The organism is Nocardia sp. CNS-044 (genome assembly GCF_059570515.1).
The window spans coordinates 505,119-519,282 of sequence record NZ_JCANSX010000008.1; the positions used below are offsets into that span (position 1 = coordinate 505,119).

Genomic DNA, 14,164 nt, shown 5'->3' on the forward strand with positions numbered 1-14,164 from the left:
ATGGCCGCGGTTCGAAGGAGCCGACGAGGCCGCCGCGGAACCAGTTTCCGCACACCCCACCGGACCTGACGAACGAAGAGAGCTGATCGATGCCGACCTCTGAAGCGCGTGCACACATCGGTGTTACCGGCCTGGCTGTCATGGGCAGCAACATCGCCCGCAACTTCGCCAGGCACGGTTACACGGTCGCGCTGCACAACCGTTCTGTCGCCAAGACCGACGCGCTGCTCGCCGAGCACGGCGGCGACGGCGATTTCGTGCGCACCGAGACCATCGAGGAGTTCGTCGCCGCGCTGGAGAAGCCGCGCCGCGTGCTGATCATGGTCAAGGCGGGCGACGCGACCGACGCCGTCATCGAGGAACTCGCTTCCGCGATGGAGCCGGGCGACATCATCATCGACGGCGGCAACGCGCTCTACACCGACACCATCCGCCGCGAAGCCGCCATGCGCGAGCGCGGGCTGAACTTCGTCGGCGCGGGCATCTCCGGCGGCGAGGAGGGCGCGCTCAACGGTCCGGCGATCATGCCGGGCGGCCCGAAGGAGTCCTACGAATCCCTCGGCCCGCTGCTGGAGTCGATCGCCGCGCAGGTCGACGGCACCCCGTGCTGCACCCACATCGGACCCGATGGTTCCGGGCACTTCGTCAAGATGGTGCACAACGGCATCGAGTACGCCGACATGCAGCTCATCGGCGAGGCCTACCACCTGTTCCGCGACGCGCTCGGCTTCGACGCCAAGCAGATCGCGGACGTGTTCACCCAGTGGAACTCCGGTGATCTGGAGAGCTACCTCGTCGAGATCACCGCCGAGGTGCTCGCGCAGGTGGATGCCAAGACCGGTCGCCCGCTGGTCGATGTCATCGTGGACGCCGCCGAGCAGAAGGGCACCGGCCGCTGGACGGTCAAGTCCGCGCTCGATCTCGGTGTGCCGGTGACCGGTATCGCCGAGGCGGTTTTCGCCAGGGCGCTGTCCGGTTCCCGCGCCCAGCGCAAGGCCGCGGTCGGCCTCGCGTCCGGCACGCTGGCCGAAAAGCCCACGGACGTCGAGCAATTCACCGAGGACATCCGCCAGGCGCTCTACGCCTCGAAGGTCGTCGCCTACGCGCAAGGCTTCGATCAGATCGCCGCGGGCAGCGCCGAATACAACTGGGACCTGCACCCCGGTGATCTGGCGACGATCTGGCGCGGCGGCTGCATCATCCGGGCCCGGTTCCTGAACCGGATCAAGGAGGCCTACGACCAGGATCCCGCCTTGCCGAGCCTCATTCTCGCCCCGTACTTCCGCGAGGCGATCGAGACGGCCATCGACAGCTGGCGGCGCGTGGTGTCCACCGCGACCCTGCTCGGCATCCCGGTCCCGGCCTTCGCGTCCTCGCTGTCGTACTACGACGCGCTGCGCGCCGAGCGGCTGCCCGCGGCGCTCACCCAGGGCCAGCGCGACTTCTTCGGCGCGCACACCTACGAGCGCATCGACGCCGAGGGCAAGTTCCACACGCTGTGGAGCGGTGACCGCAGCGAGGTGTCCGCGGGCTGACCCCGGGAGCGCGGTCTCCCGACCGTGTTTCGCGCCACATCGCATCACAAAGCCTTCGGCTCGCTCGTCCAAGTCGGTGAAAGCCACCGGGCGACAAGGAGGACGAAATGCGGGTACTACTGGCGGGCGCGACCGGCGCGATCGGGCGGCCGCTCATCCGGGCACTGGCCGACGGCGGTCACGAGGTGCTCGCCGTCGCGCGAAACCCGAAGAGCGACGAGACGATTCGCGAACTCGGCGCCGAACCGATCACCGCGGACGTGATGGATCGAGCGGGGCTGCTGCGCGCGCTGCGCGGCCGCTCCGCCGACGCCGTGCTGCACCAGGCGACCGCGCTGAAGAGCGCGGGTCGCAAGGTGACCGACGATGATCCCACGAATGCTTTGCGCCGCACCGGGACCGCGAATCTGCTCGCGGCCGCTGACCAGCTCGGGGCTGGCCGGTTCCTCACCCAATCGCTGATCACCGGGTACGGGTACGTCGACCACGGCACCCGGCGGGTCACCGAGGACGACCCGTTCGGGATCGAGGACGGCGGATACGCCGATCCGGTGATCGCGGGCTGCCGCGCCACCGAGGAGCAGGTGTTCGCCGCGGACCTGGACGGTATCTCGTTGCGCTACGGGCTCTTCTACGGTCCCGCCGCCTTCAGCGACCTGTTCGCCGGACTGCTGCGCAAACGCGTTCCGCTGGTTCCGCTGGGCGGTGGCGGGGTGATCAGCTGGATCCACGTCGCCGACGCGGCGGCCGCGACCGTCGCCGCGCTGGAGCGCGGAAAGGCGGGCCACGCCTACAACATCGTCGACGACGAACCGATCACCTGGCGGCAATTCCTCGACACCGTCGCGGCCGCGCACGGCACCCCGCGCGCCATCGCCATGCCGACCTGGCTCCTCCGCTTGGCCGTGCCCTACCTGGGCTGCCTGATGTCGGACACCACGCTGCGCGTCGACAACACCAAGGCGAAGCGGGAGCTGGGATGGGCACCGGTGTATCGCTCGGTGGCGGAGGGTCTCGCGCGGGTGTGACAGCGAAACGAGTGTTGTCCTAGCACACTCGCGATGAGAGTATGTCTCCCTACATCTCTCATCGCCTCGCGGGCGGGTGAGCGCGCCGAAAGGACCGAGGATGCCGCAGTACCGACCCTCCGCACCGGAACTGCTCACGGCATTGGCCGAGCTACTCGAGGAGGCGTTGCTCCCCGAACTGCCCGAGGGCCTGCGTCATTCGGCACCGCCTACGAGCGTGCGGGCGGCGCTTTCGACCTCGACCGGTTCCGCTGGTGGAAGATGGCGTCGACGGTCGCGTGGGGCGTCCTGCTCGCCAAGCAAGCGGCCGCGTATCTCAGCGGCGAGACCCGCGACATCGTGATGGCCGCCAGCGGCAGGCGAGTGTCGGAAATCGAATGGGACCTGCTGATGCAGATCCGACCGGCGGCTGCTTAGGAGCATCGATGGATTTCGAACTGCCCGAGGAACTTCGGAGCTACCTGCGCGAACTCGACGAGTTCATCGAGGATCAGATCGTTCCGCTCGAACAGGCCGACGACAACATGCGCTTCTTCGACCACCGCCGCGAGGACGCGCGCACCGATTGGCACCGGGGCGGGCTGCCCAGCGCGGAGTGGGAGGCGCTGCTGGCCGAGGCACGCCGCCGCGCGGACGCGGCCGGTCACTTCCGCTATCCGTTTCCCGCCCGATACGGTGGCCGGGACGGCACCGATCTCGGCATGGCCGTCATCCGTGAGCATTTGGCGCGCCGCGGACTCGGCTTGCACTGCGATCTACAGAACGAGCACGCGATCGTCGGCAACAACGTCGGTTTGCTGCTGATGCTCGAATACGGATCGCCCGCGCAGCAGGCCGAGTGGGTCGACGAATTGGCGGCGGGCACGAAGATGTTCGCCTTCGGCATCACCGAACCCGAGCACGGGTCCGACGCGACGCACATGGAGACCGTCGCGGTGCGCCGCGGTGACACGTGGGTGATCAACGGCGAGAAGACATGGAACACCGGAATTCACACCGCGGCAGCCGATTTGATTTTCGCTCGGACGTCGGGCGAACCCGGCGACAGCGCGGGCATCACGGCTTTCCTCGTTCCCGCCACGACGCCCGGATTCCGGATCGAGGAGTATCTCTGGACGTTCAACATGCCGACCGATCACGCGCGCGTGACCCTGACCGATGTCGAGGTGCCCGACAGCGCGGTGTTCGGTGAGGTCGGCCGCGGGCTCGCCGTCGTGCAGCATTTCTTCAACGAGAACCGGATTCGGCAGGCCGCGTCGAGTTTGGGTGCGGCCCAGTACTGCATCGACGAGTCGGTCGAGTACGCCAAGCGGCGCAAGCCTTTCGGGGTGCCGTTGGCTCGCAATCAGGCGGTCCAGTTCCCGCTCGTCGAATTGCACACGCAATGCGAGATGCTGCGCGCGCTGATCTACAAGACCGCGTGGTCGATGGACCGCTACGGCACGTTCGCGGTCTCCGAGCAGGTGTCGATGTGCAATTACTGGGCGAACAGACTGTGCTGTGAGGCCGCCGACCGAGCCATGCAGATCCACGGCGGCATGGGCTATTCCCGGCACACACCCTTCGAACACATCTACCGTCACCACCGCCGCTACCGGATCACCGAAGGCGCGGAGGAGATCCAGATGCGCAGGGTGGCCGGTTACCTGTTCGGCTTCATGGACCGGGCTCGGCCCAAGGGCGTCGGACGCGACTGATCGGGGTCGTCCGCGGCGCGCGCACCCTGCTCGCACTCCTCGATGTTCTCGGCGGCGGTCCGGATCCGCGCGACCGCGCTCGCTGTCAATTTACTGCCGCACATGTGCGCCCCCTTCGTTCTTCCGGGATGGATCGATGATGACCGGAAGATCGTGCTCGCACACCGCCTTGCCACTGCCCATGACACGGATGGTGTGAATCGGCCGGTCCGCGAACGGAGATCGAGAGCGTCGAGGACCCGCCCGGTGCGGCCGGGATGCGTACAGTGCGAATATGCCCGAAGAAGCGCATCCCGGCGCGGTCGAGGCCGCCGCCGCGGGCACCGAAGACGTGCTCTCGCTCGCGGCCCAACTGTGCTTTGCCCTCTACTCGACCTCGCGCTCGATGACCGCGGCCTACCGGCCCTACCTGGACGCCATGCAGGTGACCTACCCGCAGTACCTGACGCTGCTCGCCCTCTGGGAGACCCCCGGCATCACCATGAAACAGCTCGCCGACCGGCTCCGACTCGACTACGGAACCGTCTCCCCGCTCGTGCAACGGCTACAGAACCGCGGCCTGGTCGAGAGCGTCCGCAGTTCCCGCGACCGCAGGGCGGTGCACCTCCGCGCCACCCCGGCGGGTCTCGCCCTGGAACAACAGGCCAGGCAGATGATCGGCGCGGTCATGGAAGAGGTCGGCTACCCCCTCGAAACGGTGACCGCCCTGCGCGACCAGGTCACCGCCCTCGGCACCCGCCTCGACACCGTCGTCGCCGAACGCGACAAGCGGTAGGCGGGATCGCCGCGCCGGTGCCGGGGCAGCGGAGATCGCCACCGGCATCGGCGCCGCGCGCCGCGTTCGAATGGTTACCGCCGCGCGGAAACGGTCGCCGCTCCAGCACGAATCCGACGGTGCAGACGAATGCCTACGGGGCGGGGCGGCGGAATGGGCGTGGCCCGAGCCGACGCTGGCCGCACGTCATGGTCCACGCCGCGCGCGGACCAGAACGGGCGGTGGACGCCGTGCCGGGCTGGTTCGGCATCACCGCGCGCAAGCGGTGGGAGGGGGTTGCCGAGCGGTGGGTACAGAGGGCGATCACGCGTCGACCGCCCGGCGGGCGTAGGCGCGGACGTCGGCGTCGGTGTCGTCGATCGCGCGTTCGAGGGCGTCGCGGGCGGATTCGGTCGTGCGCCAGGTGCTCAGGGAGAGGACCGCGGCCTTGCGGACGTCCAAGTGCGGGTCGAGCAAGGCCTCGGCGAGCAGGGGAACCGCGAGGTCGGGTGCGGCGCCCGCCAGGCCGCGGGCCGTGCCGACCCGGACCTGCCAGGCCGAATCACGCAGCGCGCCGGAGAGATTGGCGGCGTCGTCGGAGTCCGCGCCGAGTGCGGCGAAGGCAGTGAGCGCCGCCGCGCGGACCAGCGGATCGCGGTCGGTGGACAGTGCGCGGATGACGTCGACGCCGCCGTCGCCGATGGCGGCCAGGCCGTTGGCGACCGCGATGCGCACTTCGCGGTTCGGGTCGTCGGCCAAGGCGGCGACCCCGGTGCGATCGTCGAGGGAGACCAGCGCGCGCACCGCCTCGATGCGCACCCGATGGTCGGCGTCACCAGACGCCGCGCCGAACTGCGCCGCGCTGCCCCCGCGCAGAGCGCGCAGCAGGTCGACGACGGTGGCGCGCACCAGCGGGTCGGCGGAGTTCAGGTGTTCGGGCAGTCCGGCCGCGTCGGGCAACATCTCCACCAGTTCCCGCAGAGCTTCGGCGGCTACCCGCCGCACCGACGCGGCCGTGTCGCCGAGCGCGTCTGCGAGGGCGGCCGCGAACCCGTCCGGTGTGTGCTCGGTCAGCACCGAGATCGCCGCGGCCCGCACACCGGCGTCGTCATCGGCGAGGTAACTCGAAAGATCGTGAAGTGCAGGCGAATCCAAGGCGAGCAGGGTGACCAGCCTGGGCGAAGGGGGAGTGGCGGGAGACGAGGTGACGACCACCGTGTCCTCGCGCTGGGGCGGCCTTCCGGATCGCAGTTCGGGCTGTTCGACGCCGACGATGGTGGGATCGGTCGACGGCACGTCGTCCAGTCCTGGTACGGGAACCAGATACGGCGCGACGGGCCGCTTGAGGAACTCCATCTCCCCGTTCGCGTCCTTGCGCAGATTCAGGTGGTAGCGCCAGGCGTTGTCGTCGCGCTCGGGTAGGTCGTCGCGCTCGTGGTAGAGGCCCCACCGGGATTCGGTGCGGGTCAGCGAACTGCGTGCCGCCATTTCCGCGCAATCCCGGATGAACGAGACCTCCACCGCGCGCATCAGCTCGTGCGGGGTGCGCGCCCCGATGTCCTCGACCTCCGCGCGCATCCGCTCGAACGTCTCCACCGCGATGGACAACTTGGTGGCCGTTTTCGGCGGCGCCACATAGTCGTTCACGAACCGGCGCAGCTTGTATTCGACCTGGGGCTGCGGCGGACCGTCCGGCTGACGCAGCGGCCGGTAGACGAGCTCGTGCGCGGCGGCCAGCTGGTCCTCGGGAAGCTCCTGCGGCGCATCGAGTTCCGCGAGCGTCGAAGCGGCGTGCGCGCCCGCGAGGTCGCCGTAGACGAACGCGCCGATCATGTAGTTGTGCGGCACGCAGGCCAGGTCGCCCGCCGCGTACAGGCCGGGCACGGTGGTGCGAGCGTGCTCGTCCACCCACACGCCGGAGGCGGAATGCCCACTGCACAAGCCGATCTCGGAGATGTGCATCTCGATGTCATGGGTGCGGTAGTCGTGGCCGCGGTTGGCGTGGAAGGTGCCGCGAGTGGGGCGTTCGGTGGTGTGCAGGATGCCCTCGAGCGTGGACAGCGTCTCGTCGGGCAGGTGCGAGACCTTCAAATAGATCGGCCCGCGCGCGGATTCGATCTCACGCTTGACCTCCGCCATCATCTGACCCGACCAGTAGTCGGAGTCCACGAACCGCTCACCCTCGGCGTTGACCTGATAGCCGCCGAACGGATTCGCGACGTAGGCGCAGGCGGGTCCGTTGTAATCCTTGATGAGCGGGTTGATCTGGAAGCACTCGATACCGGAGAGCTCCGCGCCCGCGTGGTAGGCCATGGCGTAACCGTCGCCCGCGTTGGTCGGGTTCTCGTAGGTGCCGTACAGGTAGCCGCTGGCGGGCAGCCCGAGGCGGCCGCACGGCCCGGTCGCCAGGATCACCGCTTTGGCGCCGACAGCGACGAATTCCCCGGTGCGCGTGTTCAGCGCCGCGGCGCCGACCGCGCGTCCCTCGGCGGTCAGCACCCGAACGGGCATGAGCCGGTTCTCGATCCGGATCTTCTCGCGCATTTTGCGTTGGCGCAGCACGCGATACAGCGCCTTCTTGACGTCCTTGCCCTCCGGCATCGGCAGCACGTACGACCCGGAGCGGTGCACCCGGCGCACCGCGTACTCGCCGTACTCGTCCTTCTCGAACTTCACGCCGTAGCGCTCCAGCCGCTGCACCATCGCGAAGCCGCGGGTCGCGGTCTGGTAGACGGTGCGCTGGTCGACGATTCCGTCGTTGGCCCTGGTGATCTCGGCGACGTAGTCCTCCGGCGTCGCCTTGCCGGGGATCACCGCGTTGTTCACCCCGTCCATGCCCATGGCCAGCGCGCCGGAATGGCGCACGTGCGCCTTCTCCAGCAGTAGCACGTTCGCGCCGTGTTCGGCGGCGGTGAGTGCGGCCATGGTTCCCGCGGTGCCGCCACCGATCACCAGCACATCGCAGTCGAGCCGGATTCGTTCGGACAGCTCGGGAATGGGCGTACCTCCGCCTCCGCTCCGGCCGGGCGCGTTGTTCATAGTTTCTCCAGGATCTCGTCCCGCACGGCCTGCCGGTCCACCGACCGGCGCGGAGCGGGGACCTCGACGACGGCGCGCAACGCGGCGGAACGCTCGTCGTGCCCGCCGAGCACGGCGATGCGGTCGCCGAGCAGCAGGGCCTCGTCGAGGTCGTGGGTGACGAAGACGATGGTGGTGGGATGGGCCCGCCAAGTGTCGATCAGCAGCCGCTGCATGGTGGCCCTGGTCTGGGTGTCCAGCGCGCCGAACGGCTCGTCCATCAGCACGGCGCGCGGCGCCCCGGCGAGGCTGCGCGCCAATTGAACTCGCTGCCGCATGCCACCGGAGAGGTCGCGCGGCAGGTAGTCGGCGTAGCCGGTCAGCCCGACCTCGGTGACCCAGCGCTGCGCGAGCGCCTTGCGTTCGGCGCGTGGCGTGCCGCGCAGGTGCAGCGCGAGTTCGATGTTCTGGCGTGCGGTGCGCCACGGCAGCAGCGCGTCGTCCTGGAACACCAGGGCGCGATCGGCCGACGGCCCGGTGACCGTGGACCCGTCCGCGCGCACCGTCCCCGCGTCGGGACTGCGCAGCCCGGCGATGGCGCGCAGCAGCGTCGACTTGCCGCAGCCGGATTTGCCGACCACGACGAGGATTTCGCCCGCGGCGATGTCCAGGTCGAGCCGGTCGACGACGATGCGGGAGCCGTAGGCGATCCGCACGCCGTCGAGGGTGAGCCGCATGCCCACGGTGGCGGGAGCGGCGGGAGCCCTTGTCGTGGTGGTCATTCCGCAACCTTCCTGGGCAGCCAGCGGGTGATCCGGCGACCGGCCAACTCCACGAGGCTGGAGGTGGCGAAGCCGAGCACACCGATGGTGATCATGCCGACGAACACCGCCGGATAGTCGACGATGGTGTAGGCCTGCCAGGTGCGGTAGCCGACGCCGAGCCGCCCGGAGATCATCTCCGCGGAGATGAGGCAGATCCAGGCGACGCCCATGCCGACCGAGAGGCCGCTGAACACCCCCGGCAGGATGCCGGGAAACACCACGCGCACCAACACATCTCGCCTCGAGGCGCCGAGTGTGCGCACGGCGTCCTCCCAGATCGTCGGCAGTGCGCGCACCGCGTGCCTGGTGCTGACCAGGACGGGGAACAGCGACGCGGTGAAGGTGATGAAGACGATGCCGGACTCGTCGCTGGGAAACAGCAGGATCGCCACCGGCACCAGCGCGATCGCCGGGATCGGGCGGATCAGCTCGGTGAGCGTGCCGAAGACGTCGGCCAGCAGCCGGGAACGCCCGAGCCCGATGCCCGCGAGCACGCCCACCACCGCGGCCAGCCCGAAACCGGTGACGATGCGGATCAGCGACTGGGCGATATCCAAGTAGTACTGGTCCTTGCCGAGGTGCTCGCCGAACTCCGCCACGATCTCGGTCACCGTCGGCAGCGAGTCGAACCGCAGCCCGGCCCGCACCTCGTTGACGGTGAGCAGCTGCCACAACCCGACCGCCGCGAGCACCGAGGCGACGCGGAGGGCCCGCGAACCCCACTCGGAAGCGCCGCGCCCCTTCGCGGTCTCCTCCTCGGTGACCGCGGCGACGGCCACGGCGGTCATCCGCGGACTTCCGTGACGGCCTGGTCGTAGGAGACCGGCGTGGCGGTGGGATGGGTCTGCCGGTAGCGCTGGGCGGCGGCCTGCGTGGTGAAGGGCAGGTACTTCGCGCCGTCGCGCAACCACACCGCCTTGTCGGCGAACCAGCGGGTGCCCAGCTCGGCGTCGGGAACGTAGACCGCGCGGATCACCTTGCCCTGGGCCTTGGCGGCCTGCACGGCGCGCAGCAGGCAGGTGGGGTCGGCCGCGGGCTGCGGCCGGTCGGCGCCGTCCACCCACAGTTCACCGGCCAGCGCCGGGTCGGCGACCGCGGTGCCGCAGACGGGGTCGGTGCCGGTGATGGCGCTCGGGTTGGCGGTCGAGGCCAGCGCCCGGTCGTAGTCGGGCTGACCCGTCTCGGCGAAGGTCTTGCGCAGAGGCGCCGCGTCGACGAAACCGTCCACGTTCAGTTCGGCGAAGTCGCCGATCGACTTCAGGTACGGCACATCGCCTTTCAACGCGGTGATCAGGTTCGGCTTGAGGGTGGTGTCGAAATGCGTTCCGCCGGGGCCGTTGTAGAGATAGACGACTTCCTGTGGCAGACCGGAGCCCTCCGCGACGATCCTGGCGGCCTCGAAGGGGCGCTCGTTGAGGAACTTGGTGGCATCGAGCTGCGCGGCGAGGAAGGCCTGCAATACCTCCGGATGCTCGGCGCTGTACGAGCGGCGCGCGACGACGCCGTGGAAGGTGGGCACGTTCAGTTCGGCGCCGTCGTAGAGCAGCTTGGCCTTGTTCTGGAAGACGAGCAGTCCGGGCCAGGCGACGAATTGCGACAGCGCGCCGACCTGATGCGACTCCAGCGCGGTCGCACCGACCTGCGGCTGCTGGTTGAGCACCTCGACGCCCTTGGCCGGATCGATGCCCGCCCGCGACAGCGCCTGCACGAGCGTGCCGTGGCCCGCCGAGCCGACGCTCGCCGAGATCTTCTGGCCCGCAAGGTCGGTGATCACGCGCGCTGGCGAATCATTGGGCACCACAACCATGTTCAGCGCGCCCTTGGGGTTGTAACCCGTGACCGACACCAGCGCGGTTTCGGCGCGTTCGTTGGCCTGGGTGCGAGATCCGTTGATCAGCAACGGATAATCGCCCATGGACCCGATGTCGATCTTCTCGGCCACCATCTGCGCGGTGATCGGCGCGCCGGTGTCGTAGTCCTGCCACTCCACCTGATACTTCGCGCCGCCGTTGTCGGTGATCTGGCGCAGCCGCTGTTCGAGATAACCCTGGGCGCGCAGCAGCGTGCCCGCGGTGACGGTGTTGATGGTCTTGGACTGATAGCCGACGACCACCTTGACGGTGCCCGCGGGGGCGTCGTTCGAGTTCTCCAGTGAGCAGCCCGCGGCGGCGAGTGCGGCGGCGAGCAGGACGGGGACGAGACGTGCTTTCATGTGACTTTCCAGATCAGCGGAGCAGATAGGGCATGTTGACGGTGACCGCGCCGGTCGGGCAGCGAGCCGCGCAGGGGCCGCAGTACCAGCACTCGTCCACGTGCATGTAGGCCTTGCCGTTGTCGGGGTTGATCGCCAGCGAGTCGAGCGGGCAGATCTCCACGCACAGGGTGCAGCCCTCGATGCACAGCGATTCGTCGATGGTGACGGGGATGTCGGCGCGCTGGTTCGCGAGTGCCATCTATCGGACCTTCCATTGGGGTGTGCCGCGGGACAGACTGCCGCGCATGGTGATTCGGTCGCCGCGCATGCGGATGTACTCCAGGTCGACCGGCCTGCCGTCGTCGAGGCGGGTCAGCCGCTCGAGCATCAGCAGCGGGGCGCCGTCGGGCGTGTCGAGCGTGGAGGCGGTGTGCGGGTCGGCGGCGATCGCCTCCAGCGCCAGATCGGCGTGGCCGAGCGAGCGGCCGCTGATCTTCTCCAGCAACACGAAGATGTCGGTGTTCTCGAGGTCGTTGGCGAGCACTTCGGCGCCGATGTCGGGGACCAGGTAGGTCAGGTCCAGGCTCAGCGGCCGGTCCGCGAGGTAGCGCAGCCGCTCCAGATAGACGACCCGCTCGCCGGGTTCGAGACCGAGCCTGCGGGCGACCGCGGGCGGCGCGGTGATGTGTTGGGCGGTGCGCACCTCGTTGCGCACCGTGCCGTGGCCCTTGAGGGTCTCCTGAAGTCCCAGCAGTTCGTCGAGGCCGTGGTCGTACTTGCGGGTTCCCACCCGGGTGCCGACCTTGGGGGCGCGGTCGATCAGGCCCTCGTCCTTGAGCAGGGCCAGGGCCTCGCGCACGGTGTTGCGTGACGCGGAATGCTCTGTGGCGAGCTGCTGTTCGGTGGGCAGCACCTCGTCGAACGCGCCCGCGTGGATCTGGTGGCGCAGCACGTCGGCGACGCGGCGCGCCTGATCGGCGCGCAGCTGCCGCACCGGAGCCGGTTCCGCACCCATCCGTTCCGCCTCTCTCTCGCTGACCTGCACGGACAGCGACGATAGACGCGAAAAGGGGCCTCGAGATCCAGCTCGCGCACCGCGCGAATCAAGGGATGTTTCTTCGCCAGCGGTGACGGGCGCCGACCAGGGGAAACAGGGCGGCTACGGGCCATTGCGCCACCCTGTTTCCCGGGCTCGGGTTTCGATCACGCGGATTCGAATGATCGATCGAGCGCGCTCAGAACCAGTCGTCGCGCATTTCCAGCGTGGTGCGGTCGAGCGCGTCGAGCAGGTCCAGCTGCGGACCGGTCTTGGGCAGCTCGTAGCGGAAGAAGTAGCGGGCCGCCGCGCGCTTGCCTTCGTAGAAGTCGCCCTCGTGGTCGGCCGCGGCCACCATCTGCTCCAGCCAGATCCAGGCGACCACGATGTGGCCGAACGCCTCCAGGTAGATGGTCGAGTTCGCCATCGCCGCGGCCGGGTCGCCCGCGGCGAACATGCCCGCGGTGACGAGCAGCAGGCGCTGCCAGGACGAGTCGAGTTCCACCGCGAATTCCTCGGCGTCGCCGCCCTTTTCGGTGGCCGCCTCGATGGTCGCCGCGATGCGTTCGCCGAGCAGGCGCAGCGAGGCGCCCTCGTACTGGATCACCTTGCGGCCCAGCAGGTCCAAGCCCTGGATGCCGTGGGTGCCCTCGTGGATCGGGTTGAGGCGATTGTCGCGGTAGTGCTGTTCGACGTCGTACTCGCGGGTGTAGCCGTAGCCGCCGTGCACCTGGATGGCGAGGCTGTTGGCCTCCAGACACCACTGCGAGGGCCAGCTCTTCGCCACGCCGGTCAGGATTTCCAGCAGCAGCGTGTGCTCGCGGGTGGTCTGCGCGTCGGCGGCGGTGCGTTGCAGGTCGACCAGCCGGTTGCAGTAGAGCAGAAGCGCCAGCGCGCCCTCGACATAGGCTTTCTGCGCCAACAGCATTCGCCGCACGTCGGCGTGCTCGACGATCGGGATCTGCGGCGCGGCGGGATCCTTGGCGGTCACCGCGCGGCCCTGCTGCCGCTGCCTGGCGTATTCCACGGACTTGAGGTAGCCGGTGTAGCCGAGCGCGGTCGCGCCGAGGCCGACGCCGAGCCGCGCCTCGTTCATCATGTGGAACATGTAGGACAGCCCGCGGTGCGGTTCGCCGACCAGGTAGCCCACCGCGCCCGCCGCGCCGCCGGGGGTGTGCCCGCCCTCGCCGAAGTTGAGCACCGTGTTGGTGGTGCCGCGGTAGCCCATCTTGTGGTTGAGCCCGGCCAGCACGACATCGTTGCGCTCGCCCAGCGTGCCGTCCTCGCGCACCAGGAACTTGGGCACGACGAACAGCGAGATGCCCTTGGTGCCCGCCGGAGCGCCCGGGATCTTGGCCAGCACCAGGTGCACGATGTTCTCGGTGAGCTCGTGATCGCCGCCGGAGATCCACATCTTCGACCCGAACAGCCGGTAGCTGCCGTCGTCCTGCGGCTCGGCGCGGGTCACGATGTCGGCCAGCGACGATCCGGCCTGTGGCTCGGACAGGCACATGGTTCCGGTGAACCTGCCCTCCACCATGGGCCGCACGAAGCGCTCGATCTGTTCCGCGGAACCGTGCGCGGCGAGCAGGTTGGCGTTGCCGACGGTCAGGAACAGGTAACCGGTGGTGCCGACGTTGGCGGCCTGGAACCAGCTGAACCCGGCGGCCTCCACCGCGGCGGGCAGTTGCAGGCCGCCGATCTGCTCGTCCATGCCCGCGCCGACGAGGTTGGCCTTGGTGAATGCCTCGACGGCCGTCTTCACCTCGGGGATGATCGTCACCCGCTCGCCGTCGAAGGTCGGCTCGTTGCTGTCGTTGCGCTTGTTGTGCGGCGCGAAGTACCGGGTGGCGATATCCTCACAGAGATCGAGGAAGCCGTCGAAGGTCTCCCTGGAATGCTCCTCGAAACGGGGGAGCGCGGTCAGTTCCTCGACCCGCAGCCATTCGTAGAGCAGGAAGTCGAGATCTCTCCGGGAGATCAGATTCGAGCGCACGGCCATCCTCTCGCGACGTCACTGCCGGGGCGCGGAACGGCCCCGGGGCATTTGATACGTTACTATCAATTTGTCGCGAATG

General features: G+C 68.9%; 11 protein-coding genes and 1 pseudogene. 5 read left to right on the forward strand and 7 right to left on the reverse strand.

Annotated features, from left to right (window positions below; all coding sequences use genetic code 11):
• Positions 1–89: 89 nt before the first annotated feature.
• From gnd to T333_RS21565, 5 genes and pseudogenes are all read left to right on the forward strand, one after another.
• Positions 90–1,535 carry an NADP-dependent phosphogluconate dehydrogenase gene (gnd, locus tag T333_RS21545; RefSeq protein ID WP_355002869.1) on the forward strand — a complete coding sequence of 482 codons (1,446 nt, stop codon included), beginning with the start codon at positions 90–92 and terminating at the stop codon, positions 1,533–1,535.
• Positions 1,536–1,642: 107 nt separating this feature from the next.
• Entirely contained in the window at positions 1,643–2,563 is a 921-nt protein-coding gene (locus tag T333_RS21550) for an NAD-dependent epimerase/dehydratase family protein (RefSeq protein WP_496425611.1), read from the forward strand.
• 159 nt (positions 2,564–2,722) lie between these two features.
• A pseudogene (locus tag T333_RS21555) lies at positions 2,723–2,980 on the forward strand (phosphotransferase family protein); the annotation flags it as partial.
• Between the two features lie 8 nt (positions 2,981–2,988).
• Positions 2,989–4,260 carry an acyl-CoA dehydrogenase family protein gene (locus T333_RS21560; protein ID WP_355002866.1) on the forward strand — a complete coding sequence of 424 codons (1,272 nt, stop codon included), beginning with the start codon at positions 2,989–2,991 and terminating at the stop codon, positions 4,258–4,260.
• A gap of 274 nt (positions 4,261–4,534) precedes the next feature.
• On the forward strand, positions 4,535–5,035 hold the full coding sequence (locus tag T333_RS21565; protein WP_355002865.1) for a MarR family winged helix-turn-helix transcriptional regulator: 501 nt from the start codon (positions 4,535–4,537) through the stop codon (positions 5,033–5,035).
• Between the two features lie 303 nt (positions 5,036–5,338).
• On the opposite strand, the gene T333_RS21570 is transcribed toward T333_RS21565, so the two are convergent.
• From T333_RS21570 to T333_RS21600, 7 genes are all read right to left on the reverse strand, one after another.
• Entirely contained in the window at positions 5,339–8,053 is a 2,715-nt protein-coding gene (locus T333_RS21570; protein WP_496425612.1) for a fumarate reductase/succinate dehydrogenase flavoprotein subunit, read from the reverse strand.
• Positions 8,050–8,814 carry an ABC transporter ATP-binding protein gene (locus T333_RS21575; protein ID WP_496425613.1) on the reverse strand — a complete coding sequence of 255 codons (765 nt, stop codon included), beginning with the start codon at positions 8,812–8,814 and terminating at the stop codon, positions 8,050–8,052. Before T333_RS21575 ends, T333_RS21570 begins: the two co-directional genes overlap by 4 nt.
• On the reverse strand, positions 8,811–9,644 hold the full coding sequence (locus T333_RS21580; protein WP_496425614.1) for an ABC transporter permease: 834 nt from the start codon (positions 9,642–9,644) through the stop codon (positions 8,811–8,813). The genes T333_RS21575 and T333_RS21580 overlap by 4 nt, the downstream gene beginning before the upstream one ends.
• Positions 9,641–11,068 carry an ABC transporter substrate-binding protein gene (locus T333_RS21585; protein ID WP_496425615.1) on the reverse strand — a complete coding sequence of 476 codons (1,428 nt, stop codon included), beginning with the start codon at positions 11,066–11,068 and terminating at the stop codon, positions 9,641–9,643. Before T333_RS21585 ends, T333_RS21580 begins: the two co-directional genes overlap by 4 nt.
• Before the next feature lie 13 nt (positions 11,069–11,081).
• Positions 11,082–11,309 (reverse strand): 4Fe-4S dicluster domain-containing protein, encoded by a 228-nt coding sequence (locus T333_RS21590; RefSeq protein WP_355002860.1) that lies wholly within the window; start codon positions 11,307–11,309, stop codon positions 11,082–11,084.
• A complete protein-coding gene (locus tag T333_RS21595) occupies positions 11,310–12,065 on the reverse strand; it encodes a GntR family transcriptional regulator (RefSeq protein ID WP_496425616.1) in 756 nt (251 codons plus the stop codon).
• A gap of 220 nt (positions 12,066–12,285) precedes the next feature.
• Positions 12,286–14,082, reverse strand: a complete 1,797-nt coding sequence (locus T333_RS21600; RefSeq protein WP_496425617.1) for an acyl-CoA dehydrogenase — start codon at positions 14,080–14,082, stop codon at positions 12,286–12,288.
• Positions 14,083–14,164 lie beyond the last annotated feature (82 nt).